The following is an 18,543-nucleotide window of genomic DNA, read 5'->3' as shown; positions in this document are numbered from 1 at the left end:
CAACGACCTGGAGGCACCAGTGAAGAACAACATGAAGAAGGCCGCCGCCGGCGGCTTCGCCGCGGTCCTGACCGCTGCCGCGCTCGCCGCGTGCGGAGAGGCGCCGGCCGAGCGCGCTGGGGAGGGAAACAGCGACTACCTTCCCTGCATCGTCTCCGATGAGGGCGGGTTCGACGACAAGTCGTTCAACCAGCTCAGCTACGAGGGCGTGAAGGAAGCCGCCGACGAGCTCGGCGCGAAGTTCAAGGACGTCGAGTCCAACAGCCCCAACGACTACACCTCCAACCTGGAGGGCCTGGTGGGGCAGAGCTGCGACACCATCGTCACCGTCGGCTTCGCGCTCTCGGCCGCGACGATCGAGTCCGCCAAGGCCAACCCCGAGACCGAGTACGTCCTGATCGACGACGCGGCCGACGCCGACTTCGACGGCAAGACGGACGCGGAGAACATCAAGCCGATCCTCTACGACACCGCCCAGGCCGCGTTCCTGGCCGGCTATGTCGCCGCCGACTACACCAAGACCGGCGTCGTCGGCACCTACGGCGGCCAGCCGTTCCCGACCGTGACGATCTTCATGGATGGGTTCAAGCAGGGCGTCGAGTACTACGCGAAGACCAAGAACAAGGACGTCAAGGTCGTCGGCTACGAGGGCGGCGAGAAGGGCTCCTTCACCGGCGAGTTCGTCGCCAACGAGAAGGCCACCAACACCGCCCGCCAGATCATCGACCAGAACGCCGACGTGATCCTGCCGGTCGGCGGCCCGATCTACCAGGGTGCGCTCACCGCGATCGCCGACTCCGGCAAGGAGGTCGCCCTGATCGGTGTCGACGCCGACTTCTACGAGACCGACCCGAACACCCAGGACGTCGTGCTCACCTCCATCCTGAAGAACATGAAGACCTCCACCACGGATGTCATCCTCGCCGCGGGTGAGGACAAGTTCGACGCGACGCCGTACGTCGGCACGCTCGAGAACGACGGGGTCGGCCTGGCGCCGTTCCACAACTTCGAGTCGAAGGTCTCGGAGACCCTCCCCGACGAGATCGAGGAAGTCACCGCCGGCATCAAGGACGGCTCGATCAAGGTCAACTCCTACCTGGCGGAGTGACCCACCCGGTGGTCCCGCTCGCCGGGACCACCACGACGAGGGGGCCGGATGCACCCGGCCCCCTCGCCACGTACTTCCGGAATTTCTCCACCCCTGCAAGGAATGATCCGTGCCATGAGACTCGCGCTTCGCGACATCACCAAGCGCTTCGGCTCCCTGGTCGCAAACGACCACATCTCCCTGACCGTCGAGCCGGGCGAGATCCACTGCCTGCTCGGTGAGAACGGTGCGGGCAAGTCCACGCTGATGAACGTGCTCTACGGCCTCTACCAGGCCGACGAGGGCGAGATCGTCATCGACGACGAGCCGCAGCGCTTCAAGGGTCCCGGCGACGCGATGGCCGCCGGCATCGGCATGGTGCACCAGCACTTCATGCTCATCCCCGTCTTCACCGTCGCCGAGAACGTCATGCTCGGCCACGAGGCCACCGGGTTCGCCGGCAGCCTCGACCTCGACGCCGCCCGCAAGCGGGTCCGGGAGATCTCCGACCGCTTCGGCTTCCAGGTGAACCCCGACGCACTCGTCGAGGACCTCCCCGTCGGCGTGCAGCAGCGGGTCGAGATCATCAAGGCGCTCTCGCGCGACGCCGAGGTGCTCGTCTTCGACGAGCCGACCGCCGTGCTGACGCCGCAGGAGACGGATGAGCTGATGGCGATCATGCGCCAGCTCAAGGAGTCCGGCACGGGCATCGTCTTCATCACCCACAAGCTTCGCGAGGTGCGCGAGGTGGCCGACCGGATCACGGTCATCCGCCGCGGCACCGTCGTCGGCGAGGCCTCCCCGGACGCCTCCAACGCCGAGCTCGCGGCCCTGATGGTCGGACGCCCGGTCGAGCTCAAGGTGCACAAGGACCCGGCGCAGCCGGGCGAGCGCGCACTCGTCGTCTCCGACCTCACGGTGGCCGACGAGACCGGCCACCTCCATGTCGACGGGATCAGCTTCCACATCGACGCGGGCGAGATCCTGGCGGTCGCCGGGGTCCAGGGCAACGGCCAGACCGAGCTCACCGAGGCCATGGTCGGCCTGGCTCCGCACGTCGAGGGCTCGATCAAGCTCGACGGCCGCGAGATCGTGGGCCGCTCGGTGCGCAAGGCACTCGAGGCGGGGATCGGGTTCATCCCCGAGGACCGCCAGGTCGACGGCCTGGTCAGCAACTTCACCATCGCCGAGAACCTCATGCTCAACCGCAGCTATGACGAGCCCTTCGTCTCGCGCGGCTCGCTGAACCTGAAGAAGCTCGACACCTTCGCCAAGGAGAAGCTGGCCGAGTACGACGTACGCGCCCCCGGGGTCTCGACCCTGGCCGGGCAGCTGTCGGGCGGCAACCAGCAGAAGGTCGTCGTCGCCCGAGAACTCTCCCGTGACCTGCGACTTCTCGTTGCGGCACAGCCGACGCGCGGCGTCGATGTCGGGTCGATCGAGTTCATCCACCAGCAGATCGTGGCCGCGCGCGACACCGGTGTCCCGGTGCTCGTGGTCTCCACCGAGCTCGACGAGATCGCCGCCCTCGCCGACCGGATCATGGTCCTCTACCGCGGGCGGGTCGTGGGCATCGTGCCCGCCGACACCTCTCGCGACACCCTCGGCCTGATGATGGCCGGCGAATCTCCTGAAGGGATCGAGTCGTGAGTGAGAAGGGGCCGGAGAACGAGCCGGCCGAGACGACAGAGCCAACCGAGGCAACCGAGCCGACTGAGTCGGCCGAGGCGGTGAAGGCGTCCTCCGACGCCGACCAGGTGCCCGAGGCGAGCCGTTGGCACGTGGCAATGCGCGAGATCACCACGGGCAACGCGCTGGTCGCGGTGCTCTCGGTGGTGCTCGCGATGTTCTTCGGGTCGCTGATGATCCTCTTCACCGACGAGGACGTCCGCTACGGGCTCTCCTACTTCTTCGCCCGCCCCTCCGACACGTTCTTCTACGCGTGGGAGGCCATCTCGGGGGCGTACGTCTCGCTGTGGCGGGGTGCGGTCTACAACGACCTGGGCGGCACGTTCGCCCAGCAGATCAAACCGATCACCGAGACGATGAAGTTCGCCGCGCCGCTGACGCTGGCCGGGCTCGGCATCGGCCTGACCTTCCGCGCCGGGCTCTTCAACATCGGCGGCCGTGGTCAGATGCTGCTCGGTGGCGCCGCGGCTGCCTTCGTGGCGGTCAGGCTCGACCTGCCGATGATCGTGCACCTGCCGCTGGCGATCCTCGTCGGAGCGCTGGCCGCCGCCCTGTGGGGCGGGATCGCCGGCCTCCTCAAGGCACTCACCGGTGCCCACGAGGTGATCGTGACGATCATGCTCAACTACATCGGCTACTACCTCGTCTTCTACGCCCTGACCCGCAAGTCGCTGCTCCAGGCGCCGGGGTCGGGCAACCCGAAGTCCTCGCCGATGCCGGAGTCGGCGATCCTGCCGGACCTGCTCGGGCAGCAGTTCAACCTGCATGCCGGTTTCCTGCTCGCCGTGCTGGCGACGTTCCTGGTCTGGTGGATCCTCAACCGGTCCTCGCTCGGCTACCGGTTCCGCGCGGTCGGCGAGAACCCCGCCGCCGCGAGGGCTTCCGGCATCAACGTCGGGGTCGCCTACCTGAGCGCTTTCCTGATCTCCGGCGCCCTGGTCGGCCTGGCCGGTGTCAACCAGGTGCTCGGCTCGGTGACCGACGGCGCGACCAGCGGTCTCGACGCCGGGATCGGCTTCGACGCGATCACCGTCGCGCTGCTCGGACGGTCCCGTCCGTTCGGCATCCTGGCCGCCGGGATCCTGTTCGGCGCGTTCAAGTCCGGCGGCTTCTTCATGCAGGCCTCCGAAGGCATCCCGGTCGACATCGTGCTGGTCATCCAGTCCCTGATCGTGCTGTTCCTCGCCGCGCCACCTCTGGTGAAGGCGATCTTCCGACTCCCCACGAAGGAGGCCTGAGCACCGTGTCCAGTGTCGATCTTCCGGTCAACTCCGACGCACCAGTCGTCGCCGAGCGCATCCCGGGCCTGTGGAAGACACCCATCGTCATGGCTGTGTTCACCGTGCTGGTGGCGTTGCTGGTCATCCTGGCTCCTCGCACCGGCGACTCCACCTTCAGGTGGAGTCGCGACGGTGACTGGTTCGCCATCCCCGACATCACGCTGCCCGCCAACGGCATCGTGTGGACGGCCGTGGTGCTGTGCCTGCTGTGCACGGCGTACGCCGCCTGGAACGCTCGCGCCGGCCGCAAGACTCCCCTGGTGCTGGTCGCGGCGTTCGCCGTGATCGCGGTGTCCGGGTTCCTGGCCTGGGCGGTCGCGGGCAAGACGCTTCCCGTGGTAGGCCTGCTCGCCGGCTCGCTGGCGCTGGCGGTGCCGCTCGTGTTCGGTGCGCTCGGCGGCGTGGTCGGTGAGCGGTCGGGCGTCGTCAACATCGCCATCGACGGCCAGCTGCTCTTCGGCGCCTTCGGCGCGGCGATCGTCGCCTCCCTCACCGGCAGCCCGTGGGCGGGCCTGGTGGCCGCGATGGTCGCGGGGATGCTGGTCGCACTGCTCCTGGGCCTCTTCGCGATCACCTACTGGGTCGAGCAGGTCATCGTCGGCGTCGTCCTCAACGTGCTCGTGATCGGCTTCACCAGCTTCATGTTCTCCCAGGTCCTCTCGGAGAACGCCGCGGCGCTGAACAACCCGCCCCACTTCCCGCGCTTGGAGATCCCGCTGCTGTCCGGCATCCCGGTGGTCGGCCCGATCTTCTTCCGCCAGACGGTGCTGGTCTACATCATGTACGTCGCCGTCTTCCTCGTCGCCTGGGCCCTCTACCGCTCCAAGTGGGGCCTGCGCGTGCGCGCGGTCGGCGAGCACCCGAAGGCGGCCGACACCGTCGGCATCAACGTGATCGCCACCCGCTACCGCACCGTGCTGCTGGCCGGCGCGATCGCGGGCATCGGCGGGGCGACGTACACGCTCGTCTCGGTGCCGTCCTTCGGCCGTGAGATGACCGGCGGCGCGGGCTACATCGCGCTCGCGGCGGTGATCTTCGGCAAGTGGGATCCGATCAAGGCGACCCTGGCGGCGCTGCTCTTCGGTTTCGCCTCCAACGTCGAGTCCGTGCTCTCGGTGATCGGCTCTCCGGTGCCGTCGCAGTTCATGCTGATGCTGCCGTACGTGGTGACGATCTTCGCCGTCGCCGGTCTCGTCGGGCACTCGCGCGCACCCGCCGCCGACGGCATCCCATACCGAAAGGGCTAGCCCCGAGTCAGACCAGCGCGCGGTGGGCGGCGGCGGCCAGAACCTTGGCGCCGACGCCCACCGCGCGTTCGTCGATGCGCAGGTCGCCCTGGTGGAGGTCGTAGGTGGGGCCGCCGGGGGTGCGTACGCCGAGCCGGAACATCGAGCCGGCGACCTGCTCCTGGTACCAGCCGAAGTCCTCGCCGCCGAGACTCTGCGCGGAGACGACAGCACCCCGCTCCCCCAGGACCTCGCGGACGCTCTCGACGAGGATCTGGTGAGACTCCTCGTCGTTGCTCACCGGCGGGACACCGCGGGTGTAGTCGACGGCGGCCGTGACGCCGTAGGGCGCGATGATCTCGGCGACGACCTCGCGTACGACGTGCTCGACCTCGCTCCAGGCGTCGCTGTCGAGGATCCGCACGGTGCCTCCGACGGAGCCGTGGGCGGGGATCACGTTGTGGATCTGGCCGGCGGTGACCTTGCCCCAGACCACGCTCACGCCGGCCCGGGGGTCCATCCGCCGGCTCAGGATCACCGGTAGCTCGGTGGTCACCTTGGCCAGCGCGAAGACCAGGTCGCCGGTCAGGTGCGGGCGCGAGGTGTGACCGCCGGTGCCACTGAGGTGTACGTCGATCAGGTCGGCCGCGCTGGTCAGCGCGCCGGAGCGGATCCCGACGCGGCCGACGTCGACGGTCGGGTCGCAGTGCAGCGCGAAGATCCGCTCCACGTCGTCGAGCGCGCCCAGGCTCATCAGGTGCAGCGCCCCGCCCGGCATGACCTCCTCGGCGGGCTGGAACAGCAGGCGTACGCCGCCGGGCAGCGGTGACTCGCGATGCAGGTCGGCCAGCGCGAGGCCGGCACCGAGCAAGGCCGTGGTGTGTACGTCGTGGCCGCAGGCGTGCGCGACCCCGGGAACGGTGCTCGTCCAGATGTCGGTGGTGACGTCATCGACCGGCAGCGCGTCCAGGTCGCCGCGCAGCGCGACGACCCTCGACCCCTTCCCGTCCCCGCCCAGATCGGCGATCAGACCGGTCGCGGACGGCCGGTCGACCTGCCAGCCCGCCTTCTCCAGTCGCTCGGCGATCAGCTCGGTGGTGCGATGCTCCTGCCAGGAGAGCTCAGGATGCGCGTGGATGTCCCGGCGCAGGTCGGTCAGCTCGGCGTCGTAGGTATCGACTCGCTCGGCGAGGAAGGCAGCAGGCTCCAGCATGGTCCCGTCAGACTAATCCTTGTCGTAGGCCGCGAGGATCCTGTCCGCGGCGACGGTCGCCGGAAGCTCGCCGGAGAGCACCTCGGCACGCACCTCGTCGCGGATCGCCTTGACGCCCGCGGAGTGCTTGAGCCGCTGGTCGAGCTCGTCGCGGACGAGGGCCCAGGTGAAGTCGAGCTGCTGCTCGGCGCGCTTGGTGCGCAGCCCGTCCTTGCCGAGATGGGTGCGGTGCGCCATCACCTGCTCCCAGACGGAGTCGACCCCGTCGTCGTGGAGCGCCGAGGCGGTGACCACCGGCGGCGCCCACTCCTCGCGGGAGCGCACCAGCCGGAGCGCGCCGGCGAGCTCGCGCGCGGCCGCGCGCGCCTCCTGGGCGCGGTGGGGGTCGTTGGGGTCGGCCTTGTTGACCGCAATCACGTCGGAGATCTCCAGGATGCCCTTCTTGATCCCCTGCAGCTGGTCACCGGTGCGCGCGATGGTGAGGAACAGGAACGTGTCCACCATCCCCGCCACGGTCACCTCGGACTGCCCGACGCCGACCGTCTCGACCAGCACCACGTCGTAGCCGGCCGCCTCCAGCACCGCCATCGCCTGCACGGTCGCCCGGGCGACGCCGCCGAGCGTCCCTGCCGATGGGGAGGGCCGGATGAAGGCGTTGGGGTCGACCGAGAGCCGCTGCATGCGTGTCTTGTCGCCCAGGACGGAGCCGCCGGTGCGTACCGACGACGGGTCGACGGCCAGCACCCCGACCTTGAGGCCGTTGGCGGTGAGCCGGCTGCCGAGCGCCTCGATGAAGGTCGACTTGCCGACCCCCGGCACCCCGGAGATCCCGACCCGCACGGTGTCGCCCGCCGGGAGCTTGGTGAGCAGCTCGCGGGCGATGTCGCGGTGCTGGGGCTTGGTCGACTCCACCAAGGTGATCGCTCGTGACACCGCCGCCCGCTTGCCGTCGCTGATGCCGTCGAGAAGGTCTTGTACGTCGGGCCCTGGCATGGCCAGCACCTTAGCCAATCGCGAACCGGGTCAGCGAGCGCGCCGCAGGACGTCGCGCACGACGCCGGGCAGCTGACCCGAACGTACGTCGTCCAGCGGCACCCACGAGACACCCATCTGCGCCGCGTACCAGCCGACGGCGGCGGCGATGATCGCCAGGCCGACGACGGCGACGACCCAGCGCTGTGACGGCGAGGAGGCGGCCCGGGCGACCGGTCCGACCGTGTCACGGACCCGTTGCGAGGCGAGCCAGGCCGCGGACATGAAGACCATCGCGGCGACGTAGAGCACCACGGTCAGCGGCAGCTCGAGCGCCAGGCAGCCGACCGCGACAGCGGCCGCGATGACCCCCGTCAGAGCGGTCAGCGCCGCCGTGCCGGGGATGGCGCGCACCAGGTCCCACGGCGAGCGGACGAGCGCCCACAGGCCGTCGTACCATTTCCGTCCGCGCGCCTCGCGACGCTTCGACAGATGGTCGGCGGCCAGCGAGACCGCCCGCAGCAGCCAGACGCCGAGGCCGAGCAGCGTGGCGCCCAAGAACGGGTACGCAGCCACCACCCCGGCGAGGATCGCGGCGAGCGCGACCAGGATCAGGAAGTGCATCGGCCCCGGCCAGCGCTTGAGGTTGGCGTGCTTGCTGGGTGGGCTCCAGCCGGGCTCGGGCGACGGAGCCGGTGGCGGTGCCTGCGGGTCGAACCGGCGCACCACCACGGGCTCGGCCGGCGCGTCGGCGACGGTCACCGCTGTCGGCGGCACCTCCTCCACCTCCGTCACGGCATCGCCGGCGGCGTCCGGGTCCACCAGCGTCGGCTTGAGCTCGGCGTCCGCCGGCGCGGCGGCCAGTGGCATCGTCACAGGCAGCACCTTGGTGACCGTCGAATCGGCCCCGGACCACGGCACCTCGGGCTCCATCAGCCACTCCCTCAGCTCCTCCAGGCCCGGGCGGTCCGCAGGATCCGTCGCCAGCGCCGCCGTCAGGACCTCCCGCATCGAACCCTCGATGCCGTCGAGGTCGTGCTGGCCGCGGCGTACCCGATCCAGGACGGCCATCGACGGACCGGTCCCGAACGGAGGTCGGCCCAGCAGCGCAAAGGCCGTGGTGGCCGCCCAGGAGTGCACGTCGCTGGCCGGCGAGGAGGGCGTCCCCTCCAGGATCTCCGGCGCCAGGTAGCCCGGCGTGCCGACCAGCCATCCGGTGAGGGTGATCTTGGGGTCGTCGGCGACCCGGGCGAGCCCGAAGTCGATGAGCACCGGCGTACGTCCCTCCATCACCACGTTGGAAGGCTTCACGTCGCGGTGCAGCACGCCGGCGTCGTGGCAGGCGGCGACACCGCCGGCCAGGCAGCGCGCCAGCCAGAACCGGTCCTCGCCGACGACGGGTCCGTCGTCCTTGATCCGGTCGTGCAGCGTCGGCCCCGGCACGTAGCGGGTCGCGACGAAGGGGAGGTCGGCGTACGGGTCGGCGTCGACGATCTCGGCGATCCACGGGCTGCGCACCTGCCGCAGCGACCGCACCTCGCGCTCCAGGCGGGCGCGGGTCTCCTCGTCCCCCACGACATGCGTACGCAGCACCTTCAGCGCCACCCGCTCGCCGGTCTCCTCGTGGCGAGCCAGGTGGACGACGCCCATGCCGCCCTCACCGAGCTTGCTGAGGATCTCGTAGGCGCCGACCCTCATCAGCTCGTCCCCGGATGCCCGCCCGGGGCGTAGGTCCGTCACAGCTCTGAGGCTAGACGAGCCCGACGCCCCCGGCGAGGACATACTCAGGACGGTCAGTGATCGAGCTGCTCCCGCAGACGACCGAGCAGGTCGATGGCGGAGTCGGCGATGACGGTGCCGGGCAGGAAGACCGCGGCGGCGCCCATCTGCTCGAGCGTGGCGACGTCGTCGGGAGGGATGACCCCGCCGATGACGATCATGATGTCCGGGCGCCCCTGCTCCTCCAGCGCCGCCTTCAGCGCGGGGAGCAGCGTGAGGTGACCGGCAGCCAGCGACGAGACCCCGACGATGTGTACGTCGGCGTCGACCGCCTGCTGCGCGACCTCCTCGGGCGTGGAGAACAGCGGGCCTACGTCCACGTCGAAGCCGAGGTCCGCGAAGGCCGAGACCACGACCTTCTGGCCACGGTCGTGGCCGTCCTGACCCATCTTCGCCACCAGGATCCGCGGGCGGCGGCCCTCGGCCTCCTCGAACTCCTTGGTCGCCTTCAGCACCTCGGTGACCTTCGAGTCACCCGACGTCGTCGCCTCGTCCCGATACACACCGGAGATGGTACGGATGACGGCCTGGTGGCGTCCCCAGGCCTTCTCCATCGCGTCGGAGATCTCCCCGACGGTCGCCTTCGCACGGGCCGCGTCGACGGCCAGCTTGAGCAGGTTGCCATCCAGGTTGCCGGTGCCGCTGGGCTTGCTCGTCGAACCGGCCGCATTGGTGATGGCCTCCAGGGCCCGGCGTACGTCCTCGTCGTCACGCTCCGCGCGCAGCCGCTCGAGCTTGGCGAGCTGCTGCTTGTAGACCTGGTCGTTGTCGACCTTGAGCACGTCGAGCGGGTCCTCGGAGGGGAGCCGGAAGGTGTTGACGCCGATCAACTTCTGGGCACCGGAGTCGAGGCGCGCCTGGGTGCGGGCGGCCGCCTCCTCGATGCGCATCTTCGGGATGCCCTGCTCGATCGCCTTGGCCATCCCACCGGCCGCCTCGGCCTCCTGAATGTGTGCCCAGGCGCGCTCGGCGAGATCGTGCGTCAAACGCTCGACGTAGTAGGAGCCGCCCCACGGGTCGATGATCTCGGTGGTGCCGGACTCCTGCTGCAGCAGCAGCTGGGTGTTGCGGGCGATGCGGGCCGAAAAGTCGGTCGGCAGCGCGATCGCCTCGTCCAGAGCGTTCGTGTGCAGCGACTGGGTGTGGCCCTGGGTCGCGGCCATCGCCTCGATCGCGGTGCGGCCGACGTTGTTGAAGACGTCCTGGGCGGTCAGCGACCAGCCGGAGGTCTGCGAGTGGGTCCGCAGTGACAGCGACTTCGGGTTGGACGGGTCGAACTGCGAGACCAGACGCGACCACAGCGCGCGGGCCGCGCGCATCTTGGCGACCTCCATGAAGAAGTTCATCCCGATCGCCCAGAAGAAGCTGAGCCGCGGCGCGAACGCGTCGACGTCGAGGCCCGCGGCCAGACCGGTGCGCAGGTATTCGACGCCGTCGGCCAGCGTGTAGGCGAGCTCGAGATCGGCCGTCGCCCCGGCCTCCTGCATGTGGTAGCCGGAGATCGAGATCGAGTTGAACCGGGGCATCTTCGCGGCGGTGTAGGAGAAGATGTCGCCGATGATCCTCATCGACGCCGCCGGCGGGTAGATGTAGGTGTTGCGGACCATGAACTCCTTGAGGATGTCGTTCTGGATGGTCCCGGCCAGCTTCTCCGGAGGCACCCCCTGCTCCTCGGCCGCGACGATGTAGAGCGCCAGCACCGGCAGCACCGCACCGTTCATGGTCATCGAGACCGACATCTGGTCCAGCGGGATGCCGTCGAACAGCGTCCTGGTGTCGTAGATGGAGTCGATCGCGACGCCCGCCATGCCGACATCGCCGCGCACGCGCGGGTGGTCGGAGTCGTAGCCACGGTGGGTGGCCAGGTCGAAGGCGACGCTCAGGCCCTTCTGGCCGGCGGCGAGGTTGCGGCGGTAGAACGCGTTGGACTCCTCAGCGGTCGAGAACCCGGCGTACTGCCGGATCGTCCACGGCTGGGTCGTGTACATCGTCGGGTAGGGCCCGCGCAGGAACGGGCTCAGACCGGGGAAGGTGTCGAGCGCGTCGAGACCCTCGAGATCCGCAGGCCCGTACGCCGGCTGGATCTCGATGCCCTCGGGGCTCAGCCACGGCGCTCCGTCGGTTGAGCCGCCGGAGCCGCTAGGCGAAGGCGTGTCGAAACCAACAGAGTCACCGTTCAGCGGGATCCCTTTGAACGAGCCGGGAATCGTCATGCGAGCTTCTCCCTCGTAGCGGTCAGGAAGGCGAGCGCGTCGACACCCATCGAGGCGGCGTCGTCCACCTCGGCGTCGACGGCGTCGGGCTTCCCGGCGATGATCACGTGCGTGGCGCCTGCCTCGCGGAGGGCCGCGATCGCGGCCGCACCCCACTCGGCGTACGTCTTGTCCGAGCCTGCCAGGCAGACGACCGGGGGCGCGCCGGTCGCACGGTACTTCCCGGCGAGGTCATCGGCGTCGGCGGTCGCGCCAGCGACCTCGACGCCGATGCCACCGGCGGCGAGGAGGTTGGTCGCGAACGTCGCCCGGGCGGTGTGCTGGGCGACCGTGCCGATGGTGGCGAGGAAGACCTTGGTGGTGGCGGGAATGTCACGCAGGGCCTCGAAGGAGGCTCCGTAGCGCACCACCCGCTCGTTCAGCGGGTCGACCGGACGCTCGGGGAGCGTCTCGGCGAGGTTGGGGAACTCGGTGAGCCCGGTGATCGGGCGCCTGCGCCGAGCGATCGCCTTCTCCCGCTCGGCGGAGACCGCGGCGATCCGGTCGCGGAAGGGCGAGAAGTCGTGGCCTCCGACGGCGTTCGCCCCGGTCCACTCCTCCTCGAGCTCGATGAACGCCTCCCAGCCGGCCGCGGCCATGTCGGCGGTCAGCTGCTCGACGGCGAAGGAACCACCGGCGGGGTCGGCGACGGCCGCGACGTGGGACTCGTCGATCAGCAGGTGGGACACGTTGCGAGCGATCCGTCGCCCGAACCCGTCCGGCACGCCGTTGGCGGAGTCGAAGGGCAGCACGGTCACCGCGTCCGCGCCGCCGACACCGGCGGCGAAGGCGGCGACGGTGCCGCGCAGCATGTTCACGTAAGGGTCGTACTTCGACAGCATCGGCCGCGAGCTCACCGCGTGGATGCGCATCTCCACGCCCTCGGCCCCGGAGAGCTCGAGGACTCGTGTCCACAGCTGACGAGCGGCCCGCAGCTTGGCGATCGTCGGGAACTGCTCGTCGGTGGCCGCGAACCGGAACTCGATGAGGTTCGCCGCGACGGCGGGTGAGAAGCCAGCCTCGGTCAGGGCGCGCAGGTAGGCGACGCCGACCGCGACCGACCAGCCGAGCTCCTGCACGTCGGACGCGCCCAGATCATGCGCAGCCGTGGCATCGACAACGATCGCCCGGACCCCGATCCCCTGCGCCAGACGAGCGAGATCGACCAGCTCGGCGAACGCCTCGTCGGGCGCCAGCGGCAGGTCGCGCAGCAGCGCGCCCATCGGGTCGGCACCCAGGTTGGTCGCGGCGTGCAGCCCGGCACCGCGCTCGGCGATCAGCGCGAGCAGGTTCTGGGCGACCTTGACCGCACCGAGCGGCGCGTCGAGCACGATCGGCGCCAGGTCGAGGAGCACCTTGTCGAGGAGCACAGCGAGGTCGGTGGTCTCGTCGGCGGCCACCCACAGCGAGGACACCCCGCCGTCCAGGTCGACCAGCGCGGCCTCGTTGGCCGCCTTGGCGTCCACCCCGGAGAGACCGGAGACGAGCGAGCGGATGTCCCAGGCGCCGGCGCGCGTGGGACGCGCCGCGTCGGCGAAGGACGTGTCCGGCAGGCCGAGCGGGGCGATCCGGAGTCCATCGAGGGAGGTGCGCGTCAGCTTGTCCCAGACGAGCGAGTCGGCGTCGTCAGCGGTCAGCCGACCGCTCTTGCGGAGGACGGCAGCGGTCGCCGCCTCCCACTCTGCCTGGGAATGGGCATCCGCCGGCTGGGCAAGGCGCAACGAGTCGTCGCGAGCGGCGTCGTTCATGGGTCGAACCTTAGGCCGATGAAGTGGCGGTGACCACAAAGTGTGAGGTTTACAACCGCTAACTGAGACGCGCCGCTAGGTTGACCGCCGTGAAGGTACGCACTCCAGGCGGACAGGTCTATCGGATCACCCGACGATGGGTCCCGTGGCAGCGGAAGTCGCGCCGTCTGAGTCTCGACGGACTAGAGGTCCCTCTCGGCGCGCCTTCCGGCGACGATCCGATCAGCGCGATCCTCATGGTGCTCTGGCTCATCATCGCGCTGCCGATCCTCGTCGTAGTCGTCGCGGTCATGCTGCTCACCGGCATCGAGCTCCTCCTCCTGCTCGCGATCCTCCCCTTCGCCGTCGGCGCCCGGGTCGTCTTCGGCCGTCACTGGACCGTCGAGGTCCGCCGCAGCTTCCACCCCATCTACGAGGAGCGCGCGGGCGATTGGCGAGCCAGTGGCGTACGCATCACCGAGCTGGCGCGGGAGATCGAGGCGGGCAACGTCCCCGCCGACACCCTCGCCAAGCAGTCCTAGTCCCGCCACAGACGCAGCAGCGGCAGGCCGGTGTAGACCAGCACCCACACGGGCCAGAAGAACCCCTTCCCGGTGAGGTGCCAGACCAGGACGGCGATCACGCCGCAGATCAGGAACACCAGAAGATCGCGTACGAGACGGTGGTTCGCCGCACCAGGCGGAGCCGGATCCTCGCCCAGGTCGTCGACCACCGCGACGAGGTCGGCGGACCGGGCCGCACCCCACACCGCCTCGGCACGCGACTCCAGCTCGGGCGCGTCGATCCTCCCCGCGGCGTACGCCTCGACGAGCCGCGCCCGCGCGGCCTCGCGCTCCAGGTCACCGACCCTCGTCACAGCGTCTCCAGATCGAGCGCCCAGCCAGAGGCGTACAGGTCCTTCGGGCAGGTCGAGGCGGCGCAGTCCCGGTAGCGGTCGGCGAGCCTCGCGAGCGCCTTCACGGTCTCCGCGACCGCCGGGTCGGCGGCGAGGTTGTGCTGCTCATAGGGGTCCGAGGAGCGGTCGTAGACCTCGACCTGGCCGGTGTGCAGGCGGGCGTAGGTCCAGGAGCCGACCCGGACGCCGGACCACAGCTGCCTGCTCCCGTCGGTCACCCGCCAGCCGCTGATCGGGATGGCGCGGACCTGCTCGGGCGCGCTCAGCCACGGCATGATGTCGATCCCGTCCGGCGCTCGAGGTGGCCGAGCCCCCGCCGCCGCCAGCAGGGTGGCGGCGAGATCCGGGTTGGTGACCGGGGTCCGCACCGTGCGGCCACGCGGCACCCCGGGACCGCTCATCAGCACCGGGATCCGCAGCGACTCGTCGTAGTGCCACAGCTTGCCGTTGAGGTTGTGATAGCCGTTCGAGAAGCCGTTGTCGGAGGTGAACACGACCAGCGTCCGCTTCAGCTCACCGCTGCGCTTGAGCGAGGCGATCAGCGAGGCGATGTTGCGATCCAGGCTGCGGATGGCCTCGAGTCGGCGCTGGTAGGCGATCCGGAGGGCGTCCTTCTTCCGCGGGTTGAACTTCCTGCGCCCGGGCGAGCCCTTCGCGTAGCCGGAAGTGTCCTCGGGAAAGAGGTTGGGCCGCGCCGGGATCTGCGCATTGTCGTAGAACCCGCGGTCCTGGGTGTCGGGCACGGTGACCGACAGGGCGGCGTCGGTGCCCCGGTAGATCTTCTTCGGATCGTCCGGCCCGGACGGCCCGCCGTGGTGCGGCGCCACATAGTTGACCCAGGCGAACCAGGGCTTCCCGCTGGCGCGTTCGGCCGCGATCCCGGCCTTCGCCTGCTCGGTGATGACGGTCGAGGAGTAGCCCTTGGACTTGATGATCTCGCCGTTGACGCTGAACTTCGGCGACCGGAAGTTGTAGGTCGACGGGTCGACGGTCGCGCGCCACTGATCCCACCCGGGCGGCACGTCGCCGCGGGTCGCGCCCTCGCCGTAGCCGTTGAGGTACTTCCCCGCCAGGATCGTCGAGTAGCCCGCATCCTGCAGCGAGGTGGCGACCGTCGCGGAGTCATCGAAGGCCTGATACCCGCCGTACGGCCCCTCGATCGTGCGCGCACCGTGGTTGTGGGCGTACTGCCCGGTCAGCAGCGAGGCCCGCGCGGGCACGCAGATCGGCGTCGGCGCGATCCCCTCGGAGAAGGAGACCCCGGTCCGCTCGACCAGCTTCCGCACCCGCGGCAGGTAGTCCATGTCGAGGGAGGAGAGGTCGTCGACCGTGACCATCAGCAGGTTCGGCCTCTCCGCGGGCCGCTCCAGGGCAGGCGTACGCGTCGGGCCCGCGGCCACGGCGGCCGGCTCGTGCACCAGGCCGGTCACCGCGAGGGCGCTCATCGCCACCGTCGCCACAGCGGCGCGCTTGCGACGCGTGAACATGTTGCCGACCGGCATGACCAAACACTCCCAAAGTAATAAGAGTTATTTAGTCTACTTTAACCCGTTACAGCCCCGCCAGATCAAGCGGGCGGTCGGCGGCGTACATCTTCTTGGGACAGCCGTCGCCGGCGCAGTCGCGGTACTTGTCAGTCAGATCGGCCAGCCGGGAGACCGTCTTGGCGTGGGCCGGGTCGTCGGCGAGGTTCGTCATCTCGTACGGATCGTTGGTGCGGTCGTAGAGCTCGGCCTCACCGGTCGTCAGCTCGACGTAGGTCCACCGCCCCACGCGCACCCCGGACCAGAGCCGCGAGGTGCCGTCGGAGGTCGGCCACGCCTCGATCGGGACGACACGGGTCTGTTCGGGCGCACGCAGCCACGGCAGGATGTCAATGCCGTCGGGCTCGTGCGGGTCGTCGGCGCCGGCCGCCGCGAGCAGCGTCGTGGCGATGTCCGGATTGGTCAGCGTGGTCCCGACCTCGCGCCCCTTCGGTACGCCGGGACCGCTCATCAGCACCGGGATCCGCAGCGACTCCTCGTAGTACCAGAGCTTGCCGTTGAAGTTGTGGTAGCCGCTCGAGAACCCGTTGTCGGAGGTGAACACGACCAGCGTGCGCGCCAGGTCGCCGCTCTTCTTCAGCCCACCGAGCAGGGAGGCGATGTTGCGGTCCAGGCTGCGCGCCGACTCGATCCGCCGCTGATAGGAGAGCCGGTAGGCGTCCTTCTCGATCTGCGAGGGGTTCTTCCGCGACGGGGACCCCTTCGGGAACTTCTTGCGCGCCTCCGGGAACAGGTTGGGCTGCTGCGGGATCGGCTCGTCGGCGTACTTGTCCCGGTCCTGCTTGTCCGGCACCGGCACGCCGATCGCGCCCTTGGTGCCCGGGAAGCGCTGCTTGGGGTCACCCTTCTCCGTCGGCCCGCCGATGTGCGGTGCCACGTAGTTGACCCACTGGAACCACGGCTTCTCCTCGGCCCCGGGCTTCTTCCTCGCGTCCGTCAGCGCCGCCTTCGCCTGCTGAGTGATGACGGTGGTCGAGTAGCCCTTCGGCTTGACCAGGCGGCCGTTGACGTTGAACTTCGCGCCCAGATAGTTGTACGTCGACGGGTCGACGGTCGCGCGCCACTCGTCCCAGCCTGGGGGCAGGTCGCGCTCGGTCCCCGCGTCGCCGTACTCGTTGAGGTACTTCCCGGTGAACACCGTCGAGTAGCCCGCCTCCTGCAACGAGGTGGCCAGGGTCGCGGAGTCGTCGAAGGAGGGATAGCCACCCTCGGGGCCGTGGATTGTGTGGGCGCCGTGGTTGTGGGCGTACTGCCCCGAGAGCAGCGAGGCGCGGGCCGGCACGCAGATCGGCGTCGGCGCGACCGCGTCGGTGAAGGTGACGCCGCTGTCGCCCACGAGCTTCTGCACGCTCGGCAGGTAGTCCATGTCGAGGGCGGAGAGGTCGTCGACCGTGATCATCAGCAGGTTGGGCTTCTCGACCGGCATCTCGAAGGCCGGGGTGGCGGTCGAGGGCTGTTCAGAGACGCGCGCGCCCGACGGCTGCTGGGTCGGCGCCTGACCACAGCCCGCCAGCCCCACGACTCCGCCGACGACCCCAGCCACCGCGAGTGCTGCTGCCGAAAGCGTCCAGACCCGCCTGGGTACCGCCACTGATTGTCCTCATCATGCTGGTCGTCTACTGGCCGTGCCGATGGTTCATCCCAGGTCAACGCGCACGTCGCGCTCTCGCCATCCCCGGGCAGGACGCTGGTCCTATGAAGATGGCGCTGGTCACCGAGAGCTTCTTTCCTACCATCGATGGTGTCACAACCACGGTGAAGGCCATCGCCGACCGCATGATCGAGTCGGGCCACGAGGTGCGGTTCATCGCGCCCGGCCCCGGACTCTCGGTCTACCGCAACAGCCGGGTCGTCCGCGTCTCGCCGATCGCCAAGACCGGCCGTCAGGTACGCAGCGCCCTGGAGTCCTTCGAGCCGGACGTCGTGGTCACCTTCGACCCGGGTCGCCTGGGCCGCAAGGCGCTCTCGTCGCCGACAGCAGCCGCTGCGACGACGCTGGTCGTCCAGCAGTCCCCTCTCTCGCCCAAGGCGGCGCTCACCTGGAGCACCTCGATCGCCGCGTACGCCGATGAGATCTTTGTCACAAGCGAGTATCTGCGCCGCACGCTCGCGGCGATCGACGTCGCCGCCGAGGTGTGGGAGCCGGGGGTCGACACGGCCGCCTTCTCGCCCAGTCTGCGCGACGACTGGCTCCACCGCCGCTGGTCCAAGGCGAAGTCCCGGCCCACACCGCTGGTCGTGGTCGGCTACGCGGGCAACCTCGCCAAGAGCCATGGCGTACGCCGCCTCGCCGAGCTCACCGTGGTGCCCGGGATCCGCCTCGTCATCATCGGCGACGGGCCCCAGCGCGGCTGGCTCAAGCAGCGGGTCCCGCAGGCGAAGCTGACCGGTCCGCTGGGCACCGGCGACCTGGCCGTCGCACTGGCCTCGCTCGACGTTCTCGTCCACCCCGGGGAGGAGGAGGGCTGTGGCCACATCCTGCGTGAGGCCGCGGCCAGCGCCCTCCCGGTGGTCGCCCCGCGCGCCGGCGCGGCGGCTGAGATCGTCCAGCACATGGAGACCGGATTGCTCTACAACCCGGCCCGCGCCCGGGAGCTCGCGGATGCGGTCGCCTCGGTCGTCTCCGACCCCCGGCGGCACCTGCTCGGCGACCGCGGTCGGGAGCTGGTCGCGACGCGGCCTTGGACCGATGCGGTCGACGAGCTGCTGGCCCGTCTGGTCGCACTGACCGAGTACCGGTCCTCACAATCTCACACCATCGCCGGGGAGAATGCGCACCCTGCTGTTAGGCTTGCCTAACCCGTTCCCAAGATACTCGTCAGTAACCCCACCCGCCCGCGCAGCGCCGAAAATGTCAC

Annotated in this window: 14 protein-coding genes; 6 read left to right on the top strand and 8 right to left on the bottom strand. The window is 69.8% G+C overall.

Annotated elements, in window-relative coordinates:
* The first annotated feature begins 19 nt into the window (after nt 1–19).
* From OG801_RS19740 to OG801_RS19725, 4 genes are all read left to right on the top strand, one after another.
* Nucleotides 20–1,108 carry a BMP family ABC transporter substrate-binding protein gene (locus OG801_RS19740; RefSeq protein ID WP_355019713.1) on the top strand — a complete coding sequence of 363 codons (1,089 nt, stop codon included), beginning with the start codon at nt 20–22 and terminating at the stop codon, nt 1,106–1,108.
* 114 nt (nt 1,109–1,222) lie between these two features.
* The gene (locus OG801_RS19735) at nt 1,223–2,737 is read left to right on the top strand and encodes an ABC transporter ATP-binding protein (RefSeq protein WP_355019712.1); all 1,515 of its coding nucleotides are present in this window, start codon (nt 1,223–1,225) and stop codon (nt 2,735–2,737) included.
* Nucleotides 2,734–4,014 carry an ABC transporter permease gene (locus OG801_RS19730; RefSeq protein ID WP_406030745.1) on the top strand — a complete coding sequence of 427 codons (1,281 nt, stop codon included), beginning with the start codon at nt 2,734–2,736 and terminating at the stop codon, nt 4,012–4,014. Before OG801_RS19735 ends, OG801_RS19730 begins: the two co-directional genes overlap by 4 nt.
* A gap of 5 nt (nt 4,015–4,019) precedes the next feature.
* Nucleotides 4,020–5,303, top strand: a complete 1,284-nt coding sequence (locus OG801_RS19725) for an ABC transporter permease (protein WP_355019710.1) — start codon at nt 4,020–4,022, stop codon at nt 5,301–5,303.
* A gap of 7 nt (nt 5,304–5,310) precedes the next feature.
* Here the strand turns inward: OG801_RS19725 and OG801_RS19720 are convergent, their stop codons facing one another.
* Genes OG801_RS19720 through OG801_RS19700 form a run of 5 tightly spaced genes read right to left on the bottom strand, consistent with a single transcriptional unit; the run spans nt 5,311 to nt 13,246 of the window.
* Nucleotides 5,311–6,495, bottom strand: a complete 1,185-nt coding sequence (locus tag OG801_RS19720; RefSeq protein ID WP_355019709.1) for an amidohydrolase — start codon at nt 6,493–6,495, stop codon at nt 5,311–5,313.
* Nucleotides 6,496–6,507: 12 nt separating this feature from the next.
* Nucleotides 6,508–7,506 (bottom strand): methylmalonyl Co-A mutase-associated GTPase MeaB, encoded by a 999-nt coding sequence (meaB, locus tag OG801_RS19715; protein ID WP_400460498.1) that lies wholly within the window; start codon nt 7,504–7,506, stop codon nt 6,508–6,510.
* Nucleotides 7,507–7,518: 12 nt separating this feature from the next.
* Complete coding sequence (locus OG801_RS19710; protein WP_406030743.1) at nt 7,519–9,207, bottom strand: protein kinase domain-containing protein; 1,689 nt, start codon at nt 9,205–9,207, stop codon at nt 7,519–7,521.
* 53 nt (nt 9,208–9,260) lie between these two features.
* Nucleotides 9,261–11,459 (bottom strand): methylmalonyl-CoA mutase, encoded by a 2,199-nt coding sequence (scpA, locus tag OG801_RS19705; protein WP_406030741.1) that lies wholly within the window; start codon nt 11,457–11,459, stop codon nt 9,261–9,263.
* Complete coding sequence (locus OG801_RS19700) at nt 11,456–13,246, bottom strand: methylmalonyl-CoA mutase family protein (RefSeq protein ID WP_406030739.1); 1,791 nt, start codon at nt 13,244–13,246, stop codon at nt 11,456–11,458. The genes scpA and OG801_RS19700 overlap by 4 nt, the downstream gene beginning before the upstream one ends.
* 89 nt (nt 13,247–13,335) lie before the next feature.
* Here OG801_RS19700 and OG801_RS19695 point away from each other — a divergent pair, with 89 nt between their 5' ends.
* The gene (locus OG801_RS19695) at nt 13,336–13,767 is read left to right on the top strand and encodes a hypothetical protein (protein ID WP_406030737.1); all 432 of its coding nucleotides are present in this window, start codon (nt 13,336–13,338) and stop codon (nt 13,765–13,767) included.
* On the opposite strand, the gene OG801_RS19690 is transcribed toward OG801_RS19695, so the two are convergent.
* The 3 genes from OG801_RS19690 to OG801_RS19680 are packed head-to-tail and all read right to left on the bottom strand — an operon-like array spanning nt 13,764 to nt 17,276.
* A complete protein-coding gene (locus tag OG801_RS19690) occupies nt 13,764–14,102 on the bottom strand; it encodes a DUF1707 domain-containing protein (protein ID WP_406030735.1) in 339 nt (112 codons plus the stop codon). The two genes, OG801_RS19695 and OG801_RS19690, sit on opposite strands and share 4 nt — an antisense overlap.
* Nucleotides 14,099–15,643, bottom strand: coding sequence for a sulfatase-like hydrolase/transferase (locus tag OG801_RS19685; RefSeq protein ID WP_406030733.1), 1,545 nt, complete (start codon nt 15,641–15,643; stop codon nt 14,099–14,101). The genes OG801_RS19690 and OG801_RS19685 overlap by 4 nt, the downstream gene beginning before the upstream one ends.
* A 49-nt stretch (nt 15,644–15,692) precedes the next feature.
* Nucleotides 15,693–17,276 carry a sulfatase-like hydrolase/transferase gene (locus tag OG801_RS19680; protein WP_406030732.1) on the bottom strand — a complete coding sequence of 528 codons (1,584 nt, stop codon included), beginning with the start codon at nt 17,274–17,276 and terminating at the stop codon, nt 15,693–15,695.
* 104 nt (nt 17,277–17,380) lie between these two features.
* On the opposite strand from OG801_RS19680, the gene OG801_RS19675 reads away from it, so the two are divergent.
* Entirely contained in the window at nt 17,381–18,484 is a 1,104-nt protein-coding gene (locus tag OG801_RS19675) for a glycosyltransferase (protein WP_406030730.1), read from the top strand.
* Nucleotides 18,485–18,543: the final 59 nt, after the last annotated feature.

Origin of the sequence: Nocardioides sp. NBC_00163 (genome assembly GCF_045206295.1) — a bacterium.
Taxonomy (GTDB): Bacteria; Actinomycetota; Actinomycetes; order Propionibacteriales; family Nocardioidaceae; genus Nocardioides.
Note: the sequence above shows the minus strand (reverse complement) of the source record. Positions and strands in the feature narration are given on the sequence as shown.